Source organism: Salinicola sp. MIT1003 (genome assembly GCF_001858555.1).
Lineage (GTDB): Bacteria > Pseudomonadota > Gammaproteobacteria > Pseudomonadales > Halomonadaceae > Salinicola > Salinicola salarius.
In genome coordinates, this window is the sequence record NZ_MCAP01000009.1 from 82,920 (window position 1) to 97,828 (window position 14,909).

Sequence of the window (14,909 nt, forward strand, 5' to 3'; positions counted from 1 at the left end):
CGACCCAAAGACGCTCTGGTATAGTTCGAGGCAGACCCCTCGCGGGTCATGCCTCATAGCCCACAGCCGGAGCGTCTAATCCTTGGACTCGCGTTTTCCCTTCGTCGACTGGTTTCGTCATTCATCGCCTTACATCAACGCCCACCGCGGCAAGACCTTCGTCATTCTGGTCGAAGGCGAGGCGATGGCGTCGTCGCGACGTGGCCAGCTGCTGCAGGATCTGGCGTTGCTGCATACGCTCGGCGTTCGGGTCGTGCTGGTCTATGGCATCCGGCCGCAGGTCGGCGCCGCGCTGGAAGCGGCCGGGATCACGCCGGTGCGCATCGGCGGGCGCTGGGTCGCCGATCGCCAGGTCATGGATCACGTCGAACGCATTGCCGCGGTAAACCGTCTCGAACTCGAAGCCCAGCTCTCGCTGGGGTTGCCCAATACGCCGCTGCATGGTGTCGAACTCACCGCCGTCTCCGGCAATCTGGTGACGGCGAAGCCGCTGGGCGTGCGCGGCGGGGTGGATTTCGATTACAGCGGCGAAGTCCGCCGCGTGCGCAGCCAGGCGATCGAGAGCCTGCTCGCCGGCGGCAATCTGGTGATCCTGCCGCCGCTGGGATACTCCCGCACTGGGGAAGTCTTCGATCTCGACGCCTCGGAGATCGCCCAGCATGTCGCGGTGTCGCTCAAGGCGGATAAATTGATCCTGCTGGGTGAATCGGCCGGGCTGCACGACGACAGCGGCCAGTTGCAGCGCCAGCTGACACCTGACGAAGCCGACACCCTGCGCGAGCGGGCGACACCCGGCAGCGAGCTTGCCCGCCATCTGGGCGCGGCCTGCGGCGCGGCCCGTCACGGTGTCGGCCGTACCCACCTGCTTTCCTGGCACGATCACGACGCCCTGCTTGGCGAGCTGTTCACCCGCGACGGGGTCGGCACCATGATCACCCAGAACCGCTACGAGCAGTTGCGGCAGGCGGTGCTGGACGATGTCGGCGGCCTGCTCGCGCTGCTCAAGCCGCTCGAGGCCAGCGGCATGCTGGTGGCCCGGACCCGGGAGCGGCTGGAGCACGAGATCGAGGATTACATCGTGATCGACCGCGACGGCATGGCGATCGGCTGCGCGGCGTTGCACAGTTACGCCGACGCCAGAATGGGCGAACTGGCCTGTCTGGCCGTGCACGACGACTATCGGCGTGGTGCCCGGGGCGAGACGCTGCTTGCCGAGATCGAGCGTCGCGCCCGGCGACAAGGGCTCACTGAGCTGTTCGCCCTGACCACGCATACCACGCACTGGTTCGTCGAACGCGGCTTCTCCCTGGCCACGCCGGAAGCGCTCCCTGCTTTGAAGCGCGAGACCTATAACCAGGCCCGACGCTCCAAGGTCTTGCTGAAGTCGCTCTAGAGCGACACCCCTGACCGCGTAGATTGCGCTTTGGCGTATCCAAATGGAGACGCTTTAACTTTTTGATTTTTCTCTTATATTCTGAATAGGGCAAAAAGGTGTCTGCTTATGGAGACGTTTTTGAGCCCGTTTTTGCGTTTCTTCGGGGCAGAGACGGCCGGCAATCCGTTGTCGAATAATTTGCCGTATTTAAGCTATTGATTTAAATAGTTTTTTATAAAACTGGCACGGCTGTCGCAATACTGTTCATCGAGAGCGACGAGATGATCTCTCCGGAAGTCATCTCGGCGGATCTTTTCAGGCCCCCAACTACCCTGTGCAGGGCCTGGCAAGATTCGACAGCGTCTGCTCCACGCGATGTGTGACTTAGGTTGCGATGAGACGGGTGCGGCCCATCGGGCAAGGAGATGCACCATTAGGGCAAGGATGCCCCGGCAAGGATGCCTTCCCCCTCGAAAGAGGGGACCCATTGCGACCGGTCGCAGCGTTTTTCGAAACGTTTTTTTCGTAATCACGCTTTCGGAAAGCCAGGCGACCGGTTCAGACACGAAGCAGCGGCTCGCCGCCACGATATTCGATAGCCCCTGAATGGCCGAATCGAATACCGGCTTCGGGGCCTACGGGGCTCTCGGGCCCTTCAGGCCAGGGGAGCGATCTCGAATGACTGATTCAGGCAGTGTTTCAAGGTCGTTCTCGACCCTTCAGTTCCCTGCGTACCTTGGGCCGGCTCTGCCGGCCTTCTTTTTTTGTGCAGTTTTTTCGAGCCCACGCCAGTGTGGCCCAAATTAGACATCGATAATAATGCTATTCTTGCGGAACGATCCATGACCCCGATGGGCATCCTGCATAGAGCGATTTTCATGACCACCAAGCTCTCCCGACGCTGGCGTCCTCGCTCGCTACTGCAACTCGTGTTGCTGGCCTTCGTCGTCGTCATGTTGCCGATAGCGGTGCTGATGTTTCAGGCCGGGCAGGCGTTATCGCAGCTGTCGACGCTTGCCGACCAGAGCGCCCGGGAAGCCGTCGAAGAGACGCGCCGGGCACGCATGTTGAGTACGCTGGCGCTGCAGATGGAGCGCAGCGCCCGCCAGTACGCAGTCATCGAGGAAGAAGGGCTGCGCGACATCTACGACCAGAAGGTTCGACAGTTCGGCGAGCTGCTGCAACAGCATGAGTCGTTGATGCGCAATAACCCGGATTTTCAGTCGCTGGCCGAGCGCTACCAGCAGTTGCGCTATCTGCCCCAGGCCTCGGTGGAGGATATGAGCGCGTTTCTGGAGCGCTTCTCCGGTTTTGCCTCGGAGTCCGATGCGGTCAGGAAAGCCACCAACGATCTGATCGACACGCGCATCGCCAATATTCGCGAGCAGGCGGATGCGGTCAAGGCGCGGCTGTGGATGCAGACCGCGGCGCTGGTTTCCGCCAGCCTGATGCTGATGCTGTTTTTCACCTGGTTGATCACGCGTCCCATCCGCCAGCTCGAACGGCGTATCTTCGGTTTGGGCAGCGGCGAATGCAGCGACACGCCGATCCGTATCCAGGGGCCGGCGGAGCTGGTCCAACTGGGTGACCGGCTGACCTGGCTGTCCGGGCGGCTTTCGGAGCTGGAAGCCCAGAAACAGCAGTTTCTGCGCCACATGTCGCATGAGCTGAAAACACCGCTGACCAGCGTCCGGGAAGGGACCTCGCTGCTGTCCGACGGTGTGGCCGGCGAGCTCAACGAGCGCCAGAGTGAAGTCGTCAGGCTGATCGACGAGAACGGGCAGGAACTGCAGACGTTGATCGAGCAGTTGCTGGACTACAATCTGTTGCAGAACAGCCGCCGAATGAAAGTCACCTCGTTCGATGTCGCGACGGTGATCCAGGAAGTGCTGTCCAAGCACCGGCTGGCGCTCGACAACAAGGGGATGCGCGTCAAGAGCCCGCATCATCCGCTGAAATGGCAGGCGGACCGTGAGCGAACGGCGCGCGTGCTGGACAATCTGATCTCGAATGCCATCGCCTATGGCGACGACGGTGGTCAATTGGTGATTCGTGTCTCGAACCAGCATGATTGGTTGGTACTGGATGTCGCCAACAGCGGCGAGCCCATTGCCGAAGCCGATCGCGAGCACCTGTTCGAAGCCTTCTACCAGGGCAGCGTGAGACGCAAGGGCCCGTTGAAGGGATCGGGCATCGGGCTTTCGGTCGCCGCGGACTGCGCCAAGTTGCAGGATGGCCAATTGGCGCTGGTGGACGATGCCGAGCTGCCGGTCTGCTTCCGTCTTACCCTGCCGTGGGCGGATTTCCCGACGCATGGAACGCAATACGAAAATGACGCCGCACCGGACGAGACGCTGCCGGGCGGTGATTCAAGGAAGGAAACATGGTCAGTCAAATGAGAACGACGCTTGCCCTGTTCGGCGTGATGGCGCTGGCAGGCTGTCAGTCCCTTACCAGTGAGCCCGTGCCCTACGGTTGCGGCGAGATCCCGACCTACGCCGATAACGTATGCCTGGTCGATACCTGGGTCGAGTTCGGCCTGCAAGCGCAGCGCGGGGATGACGACTGGCGCGAAGAGACCCTGGCCAGGGTCGGCCAGGGCCGCATGGACCAGAAGGCCGTGCGCGCCGTGGTGCTCTCCTGGGATGGCCCCGGTGAATGGCGGGAAGCCTCCGATCTCTACAAAGCCTCCATCGACGCCGCGCCTTCCCGATTGCAGCCGCTGCTTCGGCAATGGCTGAACGGTCTGGAAGCGCGGCGACAGCTCTATGCGCAGCGGGGTGCGAGCCAGGGCGGCCGGCGCGACGACACGCAGGCACTGAAAGACGAAAACGAGAAACTAAAACAACAACTCCAGGAGATGTCGGACAAGCTGGATGCATTGACCGACATCGAGCGGACCATCAACGCACGCGATTGATCTCCGAGGACGCTCGCGACCGATCTTCAAGACAAGATCCCCGCGAATATCAACACACACGTAAAACCAGGCCATCCGTGCGACCCAGGCGATACCGGCGTCGCACGACCGCGTCACATCGAGCGTGACACGCCTTTATCGGCATCGATAGGGTGAAGCGGTGGCAGGAGGTGCCCATCCCATGTCATTGAATATCGAAACACCCAAGACCCGACCGGTGAGAACCCCGGCCATGCAGCCGGGCAAGAGCAGCAACACCGCCCACATTCTCCTGGTCGACGACGACACCAGCCTGCTCAAGCTGCTGGGCATGCGTCTGGAAAGCCGCGGCTTCCGGGTGACCACGGCGGAGAGCGGTCGCGAAGCGCTGACCCACATCGAAGAGACCTCGCCGGATCTGGTGCTTTCCGATCTGCGCATGGACGAAATGGATGGGCTGACCCTGTTCCACGAGCTGCAGCGGCGGGTGCCGGGTATTCCGGTGATCATCCTCACTGCCCACGGTTCGATACCGGATGCCGTCAGCGCCACCCGTCAGGGCGTGTTCAGCTTCCTGACCAAGCCGGTCGATCGCGACGAACTGTTCGAAGCGATCGACGAAGCGCTCAAGCAGACTCCGACCACGCGAGGCGAGGGCGGCGAAGCGTGGCGTTCGAAGATCATTACCCGCAGCCCGCAGATGGAGCGCGTGCTCGAACAGGCCTACATGGTCGCCGCCTCCGATGTCAGCGTGCTGGTGACTGGCCCCAGTGGTACAGGCAAGGAGCTTCTCGCCAACGCCATGCATCAGGCCAGCTCGCGTGCCGACAAGCCGTTCGTGGCGATCAACTGCGGCGCACTGCCCGAGCAATTGCTGGAAAGCGAGCTGTTCGGTCACGCCCGCGGCGCCTTCACCGGCGCGGTCAGCCAGCATGAAGGGCTGTTCCTGGCTGCCGACGGCGGCACCCTGTTCCTCGACGAGATCGGCGACATGCCGCTACCGCTGCAGGTCAAGCTGCTGCGCGTATTGCAGGAGCGCCAGGTTCGCCCGCTGGGCAGCACCAAGTCGTTTCCGATCGACGTGCGGATCATCTCCGCCACCCACCGCGATCTCGACCGCGCCATGCACGAAGGCGACTTCCGCGAGGATCTCTACTACCGCCTCAACGTGGTCAATCTCAAGCTGCCGCCGCTGCGCGAGCGGGCCGAGGATATCCCGCTGCTGGCCAAGCACATGGTTTCCCAGGTGTCGGCGCGGCATAAACCGTTCGTCAAAGGCTTCTCGCCGGAAGCGCTCAACCTGCTCGCCTCCAGCGGCTGGCCCGGCAACGTGCGCCAGCTCGTCAACGTGGTCGAGCAGTGCGTCGCCCTGACCAGCACGCCGATGATTCCGGAAGCGCTGGTGTCGCAGGCGCTGGCCGCCGAGGAGAACGCGCTGCCCTCGTTCAGCGAGGCGCGCGCCGGGTTCGAACGCAGCTACCTGATCAAAGTGCTCAAGATCACCGAAGGCAACGTCACCCAGGCAGCGCGCATCGCCGGACGCAACCGCACCGACTTCTACAAGCTGCTCGCGCGTCACGATCTCGATCCCGGCTCTTTCAAGCCGAGCGCGATGCCGGATCCGGCTGGCTGACGCCGCTCGCAATCGAGTGCAGGAAAGTCGAAAGCCACCGCCGGCGATGAATGAATTGCCGGCGGTGGCTTTTTGCCAATGGCCTGTCGTCGATTACCGAGCGGCAACCGCTCTGTCTTCTCGATGTATCAGCGCTTCAGCCGCCGCTTCACTTCCAGCTTCAGGCGGCCTTCGCCGAGACGGGCCGTCAGCGTCTGGCCGGGCTGGGTCTGGCTGGCGGCGCGGACGACTTGGCCGCGGTCGTCCTGCAGGATCGAATAGCCCCGGCCCAGGACGGCCAGCGGGCTGACCGCATTGAGCTCGCGGGCGATTCCCTGCAGGTTCTGGCGCTCCTGCTGCAGTTTCCGCCGCTGACCGGCTTCCAGCCGCTGCCGGAGCTGTTCGACCCGTTCGCGAGCCTGGCGCAGCGTCCGGCTCGGGTCATGCAGCGTGAAGCGCCGAGTGACCGCCTCCAGCCGCTGGTGATCGCGTTGCAGGCGCTGGCGCATCGCCAGTTGCAGCCGGCGATCCAGCCCCGCCAGATGCTGACGCTGCTGAGCGAGGCGTTCGCCGGGATGGCGCAGCCGCGCGCGCAGATGATCGAGCCGCTGGGACTCGGCGTTGAAGCGCCCGCGCCAGGCCTGATGAAGCCTTCTCCGCTGCTGATTCAGCGTCGCCTCGAGATCGCGGCGATCCGGCACCAGCCGCTCGGCGGCGGCGGAGGGCGTCGGCGCGCGCACGTCGGCGGCGAACTCGGCCAGCGTCACGTCGACCTCGTGGCCGATGGCGGCCATCACCGGCAACTTCGAATGGAAGATCGCCCGCGCCAGATGCTCGTCGTTGAACGCCCACAGGTCTTCCAGGCTGCCGCCGCCACGGGTGATCAGGATCGCGTCGAACGGGTCGCTTGCGTCTTCCCGCCGCGCCTGACGATTGGTTCTCACCTGACGATTAATCAGGGCCAGCGCCCGGATCAGCGCCGGCGGCGCCTCCCGGCCCTGCACCGGCGACGGAAATACGCTGACGCGGACCATCGGCCAGCGCGCCCGCAGCACCGCCAGCACATCGCGAATCGCCGCGCCGGTAGGGGAGGTGATCAGTGCCAGATGCCGGGGCGGGTAGGGCAGCGGCCGGGCATTGGCGAACACGCCTTCGGCGGTCAACTGCCGCTTCAGTCGCTCGTAGGCCGCCATCAGCTCGCCTTCGCCGCTGGGCTGCACGGCATCGACGATTAACTGGTAATCGCCCCGCGGCTCGAAGATCGACACCCGCCCGCGGACCTTGATCCGGTCGCCATCCTTCAGCGGCGTGCGGGAAAGGCTCGCCCGGTTGCGGAAGAACGCGCACCTGAGCTGCGCCTTGGCATCCTTCAGCGTGAAGTAGATGTGGCCGGAAGCGGGCCGCGCCAGCCCGGAAATTTCCCCCTCGACCCAGCAGTCGCCGAAGCCGCGCTCCAGCATCTGGCGGGCCTGGCGGTTGAGGTCGCTGACGGAGATCGCCTGCGGCGATGGCGTTGTCGTGAACGCGGACATGGCGTGATCCGGAAAGAGAACGTGTGAATGACGAATGGCGGCCAGACTAACACGAAGCCGCCCGGCATCGCCCCGACTCGACGACACGACGCGACCCGCGACTGCCATTGAGCAGCGTCGGCCAAGCGACTATAATGCGCGATTAACTTTTCGCGGCTCCCGGTTCATTGCCGAGTCCACACTGCAAGAACGGTCCCCACGGGCTTGTCCCAGGGCATTCACCTTCAAGGACCATCGCGGTGCCGCAGGCTGTCACAGGCTCCCCACCACCTGCCAAATTGGGTTTCCGACCATGCTACGTATAGCGCAAGAAGCTCTTACGTTCGATGACGTATTACTCGTACCCCGCTACTCGGATGTCCTGCCCAGAGACGTCGACCTCAAATCCCGCCTGACCCGCAACCTGACCCTGAACATTCCGCTGCTCTCTTCGGCCATGGATACCGTGACCGAAGCGCGTCTGGCGATTGCCATGGCCCAGGAAGGCGGCATCGGCATCATTCACAAGAGCATGTCGATCAACCAGCAGGCCGCCGAGGTCCGCAAGGTCAAGAAGCACGAGAGCGTCATCGTCAAGGACCCGGTCACCGTCGGTCCCAACGCCAAGCTGCAGGACCTGCTGGAGATGGCCTCCGAGTACGGCTATTCCGGCTTCCCGGTGGTCGAGGGCGAGACCCTGGTCGGCATCGTCACCGGGCGTGACATGCGCTTCCAGCCGGATCACAGCGACAGCGTCGAAGCGATCATGACCCCGCGCGACAAGCTGGTCACCGTGCTCGAAGGCACCCCGCTGGACGTGATCAAGTCCAAGCTGCAGGAAAACCGCATCGAGAAGATCCTGGTCGTCGACAAGGACTTCCACCTGCGCGGCCTCGTCACCGTGCGTGACATCGAAAAGGCCCGCACCTACCCGAACGCCGCCAAGGATGCCGATGGCCGCCTGCTGGTCGGCGCCGCCGTCGGCACCGGCCCGGAAACCCCGGACCGCATCGCCGCACTGGTCGAAGCCGGCGTCGACGTACTGGTCGTCGATACCGCCCACGGCCATTCCAAGGGCGTCATCGAGCGCGTGCGCTGGGTGAAGGAGCACTACCCGGACCTGCAGGTGATCGGCGGCAACATCGCCACCGGCGAAGCTGCCGTGGCGCTGGCCGAAGCCGGCGCCGACGCGGTCAAGGTCGGCATCGGCCCCGGCTCCATCTGCACCACCCGCGTCGTCACCGGCGTCGGCGTTTTGCAGATCACCGCCGTCGCCAACGTCGCCGAAGCGCTCAAGCCATTCGGCATCCCGCTGATCGCCGATGGCGGCGTGCGCTATTCCGGCGATATCGCCAAGGCGATCGTCGCCGGCGCCAGCACCGTGATGCTCGGCAGCATGCTCGCCGGCACCGAGGAAGCGCCGGGCGAAGTCGAACTGTTCCAGGGCCGGACCTACAAGGCCTATCGCGGCATGGGCTCCATGGGCGCGATGTCCCAGACTCAGGGCTCCTCGGATCGCTACTTCCAGAGCAAGGACGAAGGCGTCGAGAAGCTGGTGCCGGAAGGCATCGAAGGCCGCGTGCCCTACAAGGGCCAGATGAGCGCCATCGTCCACCAGATGATGGGCGGCCTGCGCGCCTCCATGGGCTACACCGGCTGCCACAACATCGACGAGATGCGCACGCTGCCGGAGTTCGTCAAGATCACCGGCGCCGGCATTACCGAGTCGCATGTACACGATGTGCAGATCACGAAAGAAGCTCCTAATTATCGCGGAGCTTAAGAAACCTTCTGCGCTCGCTCAGGCTTTGTTGAACGGCGGCTCGATATGCTCATTTACAACCACGTAAACTTCGCTATCTCGCCGCCGTTCGCCTCCCCTGAGCATCGCTCGAAAGGTTTCTTCTCATGGTCGAGTTCGTCTTGCATGGGCTCGACCATCGAATCAGTTTCTAGCCATTTCCGGCTTCATCAGCGGCGCCTAACAGCGCCGTTGCTTGTTTTAGGTTCACTTCCAGGGCTCATCCGATGACCGACATCCATTCGCACAAGATCCTGATCCTCGACTTCGGCTCCCAGTACACGCAGCTGATCGCCCGCCGCGTGCGCGAGATCGGCGTGTTCTCCGAGATCCGCGCCTTCGATATCACCGAAGAAGAGATCCGCGAATACAATCCCAACGGCATCATCCTCTCCGGCGGGCCGGAATCGGTCTCCGAGCTGGGTTCGCCGCGGGCGCCGGCATGCGTGTTCGAGATGGGCCTGCCGGTCTTCGGTATCTGCTACGGCATGCAGACCATGGCCGAGCAGCTCGGCGGCGCCACCGAAGGCTCCAACAAGCGCGAGTTCGGTTACGCCCAGATCAGCGTCGCGGCGGAAGACGACCTGCTCGGCGGGATCATGGATCATGTCGGCCACGACGGCGGGGCGCTGCTGGACGTGTGGATGAGCCACGGGGACAAGGTCGCCCGGGCGCCTGCGGAATTCACCGTTACCGCCTCCACGCCGAGCTGCCCGATCGCCGCCATGACCTGGCCGGAAAAGCGCTTCTACGGCGTGCAGTTCCATCCGGAAGTGACCCACACCCTGCAGGGCCAGCGCATTCTCGAACGCTTCGTGCTGGATATCTGCAAGGCGGAAAAACTCTGGACCCCGGCGCAGATCATCGAAGACCTGACCGAGCGCGTGCGCGACCAGGTCGGCGACCGCCACGTGCTGCTCGGCCTTTCCGGCGGGGTGGATTCCTCCGTCGTCGCCGCACTGCTGCACAAGGCGATCGGCGATCAGCTCACCTGCGTGTTCGTCGACAACGGCCTGCTGCGCAAGGACGAAGGCGACCAGGTGATGGACACCTTCGCCAGCCACATGGGCGTCAAGGTGATCCGCGTCGACGCGGAAGACGAATTCCTCACCAAGCTGGGCGGCGAGAACGACCCCGAGGCCAAGCGCAAGATCATCGGCAACACCTTCATCGACGTGTTCGACCGCGAAGCCGCCAAGATCGACGGTGTCGAATTCCTCGCCCAAGGCACTATCTACCCGGACGTGATCGAATCCGCCGCCAGCAAGACCGGCAAGGCCCACGTGATCAAGTCGCACCACAACGTCGGCGGCCTGCCCGAGACCATGAAGCTCAAGCTGGTCGAACCGCTGCGCGAACTGTTCAAGGACGAAGTGCGCAAGCTCGGCCTCGAGCTCGGCCTGCCGTACGACATGGTCTACCGCCACCCGTTCCCCGGGCCGGGCCTCGGCGTGCGCATCCTCGGCGAAGTGAAAAAGGAGTACGCCGACATCCTGCGTGAAGCCGACGCCATCTTCATCGAAGAGCTGCACAACTTCGACTGGTACCACAAGACCAGCCAGGCGTTTGCCGTGTTCCTGCCGGTCAAGTCCGTCGGCGTCGTCGGCGACGGCCGCCGCTACGAGTGGGTTATCGCCCTGCGCGCTGTCGAAACCATCGACTTCATGACCGCCCGCTGGGCTCACCTGCCGTATGAGCTGCTGGAAAAGGTCTCCAACCGCATAATCAACGAGATCAGCGGCGTATCGCGGGTGACCTACGACGTGAGCAGCAAGCCGCCGGCGACGATTGAGTGGGAGTGAGTATTTAAAAAGTATTGTTTTAACCAAGAACCCGCTACCGAGCGGGTTCTTGTTACTAGTTAGTACCGAAATTCGGCACATAGTTTGTTGTTGAGCTTCTATACACACTCTGGCCTGTGGGGCACGTGATGGATAAGAATAAGCTGAGCGAACGAGACATCTGCACCAAGTTCGTTACCCCCGCTATTCAGCAGGCTGGTTGGAGTCATCAACAATTTCGCGAAGAAGTGCGTCTTACTGAAGGCCGTGTTCTTGTGCGCGGCAAGCTGGCAATACGAGTAAAGAATCCTGAAGCCAAGGGTGGCCCCAAGCGCGCTGACTTTGTACTCTATGCCAGGCCTAACATTCCAATAGCAGTTATTGAAGCGAAGCAGGCAAGGTTCTCCATCGGTCATGGTATGCAGCAAGCCTTGGCCTATGCTGAGATGCTAGACGCACCGTTTGCCGTTAGCAGTAATGGTGATGGCTTCATGCTTCATGACCGCACTGGCTTATCGCAGCCTGTTGAGCGTGAACTTTCGCTCTCCGAATTTCCTGCCCCTAGCGACCTTTGGAAGCTTTATGAGCAGTGGAAAGGTCTTGTCGAGCCGTCCGCCGTCAAACTGATTGAGCAGCCGTTTTACGTTGATGGTAGCGGCAAAAGGCCTCGTTACTACCAGCGCGTTGCCATTAATCGCGCTATCGAGGCGATCGCCAAGGGTCAGCAGAGGGTGCTGTTGGTTATGGCTACCGGTACGGGTAAAACCTATACGGCGTTTCAGATCATTTGGCGTCTTTGGAAAAGTAAAACTAAGAAGCGTATTCTATTTCTTGCTGACCGCAATATCCTCGTAGACCAGACCATGCAGCAGGACTTTGCTCCTTTCGGTGAGGTGATGCACAAAGTCACTAATCGCGAAGTCAAAAAGAATTACGAAATCTATTTGGCGCTTTATCAGGCCGTGACGGGGCGGAAAGAGTGGAAGCAAATCTACCGTCAGTTCCCTGCCGATTTTTTCGACTTGGTTGTGATCGACGAATGCCATCGCGGCAGCGCGGCGGATGACTCCGCTTGGCGTGACGTGATCGGTTACTTCAGCAGTGCCACTCACCTAGGCCTGACTGCAACACCGAAGGAAACCAAGGAGGTGAGCAACATCACTTACTTTGGTGAGCCAATCTACACCTATTCACTCAAGCAAGGCATCGAAGACGGGTTCCTTGCGCCATATAAGGTCATTCGCATTGCCTCTGACGTCGATGCTGTGGGGTATACCCCTGACCAAGGTAAGATCGACAAACTTGGTCAGGCTGTCGAACAACGGCAGTACAATACGAAGGATTTCGATCGTAATCTGGTACTGGAAAAACGCACTCGCTTGGTCGCCAGCAAGGTTTGGGAATACCTGAGTACTATCGACCCGATGGCTAAAACTATCGTCTTCTGTGACGATCAGGATCATGCAGAACGCATGCGGCAGGAACTGGTAAAGATCATCCCGGCAGCTGCCAGTAACCGCCGTTACGTGATGCGCATCACCGGAGACGACAACGAGGGCAAGGCCCAGCTCTCATACTTTATCGACAACGACGAGCCTTATCCCGTTATTGCTACTACTTCCAAGCTGCTCACAACTGGGGTGGATGCCAAGACTTGCAAGCTCATTGTGCTGGACCAGAGCATCAACTCAATGACCGAGTTCAAGCAGATCATTGGTCGCGGTACCCGGCTACGCGAAGACTACCAAAAGCTCTACTTCACCATCATGGATTTTAAAGGTGCCACACGCCTGTTCGCCGACCCCGATTTTGATGGCGAACCTGTAGTGATCTACGAACCCAAACCCGACGAACCCGTGGTGCCGCCTGAAACCTCTACACAATCCGGGGCCGACGAGCCTGAGCCCATAGATGGCGATGATAGCTCGCCAGGTGGTGACATCGGCGGGAGTGGTGTTAGCGAAGGCCGCCGCAAATACGTTATCGATGACGTGGATGTGAGCGTCGCTGTCGAACGCTCCCAATACCTTGATGCGGATGGCAAGCTTATTACCGAAGACTACCGCGCCCTGCTCAAGGATGACATCAAGAAGGCGCTGCAGGCCGAGTTCACCAGTCTCACCGAATTCTTGCGCCGCTGGAACAGTGCAGAGCGCAAGCAAGTCGTGCTGGAAGAGCTGGCAGGGCACGGTGTACCTCTGCACATTTTGCAACAAGCCGTACCCGATGGCTACGAGCTGGACGCCTTCGATCTGGTCGCCCACGTCGCCTTTGACCAGAAGCCACTCACCCGTCGCGAGCGGGCCAACAATGTGAAAAAACGCGATGTGTTTGGCCAGTATGGTGAGCAGGCCCGGGCCGTGCTCGCAGCTCTACTTGACAAGTTCGCCGACCACGGCGTGCAAGATATCGAAGACGCCAAAGTATTGGAACTGCCTCCGTTCGATCAGCTTGGCAGTAAGACACAAATCCGGCGCGGCATATTCGGCAGCATCGAGCAATATACACAAGCCGTGCAGGTGCTTGAAAAGGCGCTATACGACGACCACGGATAGAGGCAAGCCTGACCCATTTAGGCTTCGCGGAAAGAGAGCAGTGCGATGAATCTCAGCAGTACTATCAAATCCATCCAAGACATCATGCGCAAGGATGACGGTGTCGATGGCGATGCCCAGCGTCTAGGCCAGCTAACCTGGATGCTCTTCCTTAAGGTTTTCGACCAGCGAGAAGAAGAGTGGGAAGACGACAACCCGAAATACCGGTCTCCATTGCCTGAGCGCATGCGTTGGCGCAACTGGGCTGCCTACGTGGCCGGGCCTGATGGTAAGAAAAAACCACAGATTGCTGCCAGCGAGGTGAACAGCTTCGTCAACAATGAACTGTTCCCTAATCTCAAGGATCTGGACGCCAACGCTGGCCCTCAGCATAAGGTCATTCGCAGTGTTTTTGAGGATGCTAACAATTACATGAAGTCTGGCACCCAGTTACTAGCCGTGATCGAGAAGCTGGAAGAAGTCATTAACTTCCACGATTTCAAGACCCGTGCTAACTTGGGTGACGTCTACGAGCAATTACTCAATGACCTGCGCGGTGCGGGCAACGCCGGTGAGTTTTACACTCCGCGCGCTATTACCCAGTTCATGATCGATCGCGTCAATCCTAGCCTTGCCAAGCGGGAGGCAGTAATGGACCCGGCCTGCGGCACGGGTGGCTTCTTGACCGCCGCCATTGACCACCTGCGTAACCAAATAACAGTTAGCTCTAGTGCCGAAGACCAGCGCGCCATTGAAGAGCTCATTCGCGGAATCGAGAAGAAACAGCTCCCGCACCTACTGTGTACCACGAACATGCTGCTACACGGTATTGATGTGCCTAGCCAGATTGAGCACAAGAACACGCTAGGAATCGGTTGGAACGAGTGGAGCGCCCACAGCAAGGTTGATTGCGTCATCACCAATCCCCCCTTTGGCGGCTACGAAGATGACGGCGTCGGTAGCGATTACCCAGCTGACCTGCGTACTCGTGAGACGGCCGACATGTTCATGGCACTCATCATTAAAAAGCTCCTGAAGGATAACGGCCGCGCCGCCGTGGTACTGCCCGATGGCTTTCTGTTTGGCGAGGGCACAAAGGCCACGCTGAAGAGGCTACTGCTCCGCGACTGCAAGCTACATACTATCGTGCGCCTGCCCAAAGGTGTGTTCGCACCTTATACTACCATCAAGACCAATCTACTGTTCTTCACCAAGGGTGCCACAGTGGATGACGGTAAAGAGCACTTCCACACCGACACCATCTGGTACTACGCGCATCCTTACCCGTCGGGCTACAAAAGTTACAGCAAGACTAAGCCCTGATCTTGCCCATCAGCAGTGGACACCCCGTTAAGACAGTACACTGAGACGAGGTGACCCATGACAAGGCAAGCTC

The 14,909-nt window shown here is 60.9% G+C and carries 9 protein-coding genes; 8 read left to right on the forward strand and 1 reads right to left on the reverse strand.

The genetic code is table 11. The annotated features are described in order from the left end of the window. Positions 1 to 82: 82 nt before the first annotated feature. The 4 genes from argA (at position 83) to glrR (ending at position 5,907) form a co-directional block, all read left to right on the forward strand. Positions 83 to 1,393 carry an amino-acid N-acetyltransferase gene (gene argA, locus BC443_RS04640; RefSeq protein ID WP_071230679.1) on the forward strand — a complete coding sequence of 437 codons (1,311 nt, stop codon included), beginning with the start codon at positions 83 to 85 and terminating at the stop codon, positions 1,391 to 1,393. Positions 1,394 to 2,217: 824 nt separating this feature from the next. Then, the gene (locus BC443_RS04645) at positions 2,218 to 3,774 is read left to right on the forward strand and encodes a HAMP domain-containing sensor histidine kinase (RefSeq protein WP_247643224.1); all 1,557 of its coding nucleotides are present in this window, start codon (positions 2,218 to 2,220) and stop codon (positions 3,772 to 3,774) included. Next, positions 3,759 to 4,295: a hypothetical protein gene (locus BC443_RS04650; protein WP_139284240.1), complete on the forward strand. Its 537-nt coding sequence runs from the start codon at positions 3,759 to 3,761 to the stop codon at positions 4,293 to 4,295. Before BC443_RS04645 ends, BC443_RS04650 begins: the two co-directional genes overlap by 16 nt. A gap of 232 nt (positions 4,296 to 4,527) precedes the next feature. Further along, on the forward strand, positions 4,528 to 5,907 hold the full coding sequence (gene glrR, locus BC443_RS04655; RefSeq protein WP_071230692.1) for a two-component system response regulator GlrR: 1,380 nt from the start codon (positions 4,528 to 4,530) through the stop codon (positions 5,905 to 5,907). A gap of 128 nt (positions 5,908 to 6,035) precedes the next feature. Here the strand turns inward: glrR and xseA are convergent, their stop codons facing one another. Next, positions 6,036 to 7,418, reverse strand: a complete 1,383-nt coding sequence (gene xseA, locus BC443_RS04660) for an exodeoxyribonuclease VII large subunit (protein WP_071230682.1) — start codon at positions 7,416 to 7,418, stop codon at positions 6,036 to 6,038. A 292-nt stretch (positions 7,419 to 7,710) separates the two neighbouring features. Between xseA and guaB the strand changes: the two genes are divergently transcribed. The 4 genes from guaB (at position 7,711) to BC443_RS04680 (ending at position 14,836) form a co-directional block, all read left to right on the forward strand. Next, positions 7,711 to 9,180 carry an IMP dehydrogenase gene (gene guaB, locus BC443_RS04665; RefSeq protein ID WP_071230683.1) on the forward strand — a complete coding sequence of 490 codons (1,470 nt, stop codon included), beginning with the start codon at positions 7,711 to 7,713 and terminating at the stop codon, positions 9,178 to 9,180. Positions 9,181 to 9,425: 245 nt separating this feature from the next. Next, the gene (gene guaA / locus BC443_RS04670) at positions 9,426 to 11,000 is read left to right on the forward strand and encodes a glutamine-hydrolyzing GMP synthase (protein ID WP_071230684.1); all 1,575 of its coding nucleotides are present in this window, start codon (positions 9,426 to 9,428) and stop codon (positions 10,998 to 11,000) included. A 128-nt stretch (positions 11,001 to 11,128) separates the two neighbouring features. Further along, positions 11,129 to 13,534, forward strand: a complete 2,406-nt coding sequence (locus tag BC443_RS04675; RefSeq protein ID WP_071230685.1) for a DEAD/DEAH box helicase family protein — start codon at positions 11,129 to 11,131, stop codon at positions 13,532 to 13,534. A 45-nt stretch (positions 13,535 to 13,579) separates the two neighbouring features. Then, positions 13,580 to 14,836 (forward strand): class I SAM-dependent DNA methyltransferase, encoded by a 1,257-nt coding sequence (locus tag BC443_RS04680; RefSeq protein WP_247643225.1) that lies wholly within the window; start codon positions 13,580 to 13,582, stop codon positions 14,834 to 14,836. Positions 14,837 to 14,909: the final 73 nt, after the last annotated feature.

Excerpts from the sequence above, each read along its gene's own strand:
- BC443_RS04680 (WP_247643225.1), top strand. The coding sequence starts at position 13,580 with ATGAATCTCAGCAGTACTATCAAATCCATCCAAGACATCATGCGCAAG.
- BC443_RS04650 (WP_139284240.1), top strand. The coding sequence starts at position 3,759 with ATGGTCAGTCAAATGAGAACGACGCTTGCCCTGTTCGGCGTGATGGCG.
- guaB (WP_071230683.1), top strand. The coding sequence starts at position 7,711 with ATGCTACGTATAGCGCAAGAAGCTCTTACGTTCGATGACGTATTACTC.
- guaA (WP_071230684.1), top strand. The coding sequence starts at position 9,426 with ATGACCGACATCCATTCGCACAAGATCCTGATCCTCGACTTCGGCTCC.
- glrR (WP_071230692.1), top strand. The coding sequence starts at position 4,528 with ATGCAGCCGGGCAAGAGCAGCAACACCGCCCACATTCTCCTGGTCGAC.
- BC443_RS04675 (WP_071230685.1), top strand. The coding sequence starts at position 11,129 with ATGGATAAGAATAAGCTGAGCGAACGAGACATCTGCACCAAGTTCGTT.
- xseA (WP_071230682.1), bottom strand. The coding sequence starts at position 7,418 with ATGTCCGCGTTCACGACAACGCCATCGCCGCAGGCGATCTCCGTCAGC.
- BC443_RS04645 (WP_247643224.1), top strand. The coding sequence starts at position 2,218 with ATGACCCCGATGGGCATCCTGCATAGAGCGATTTTCATGACCACCAAG.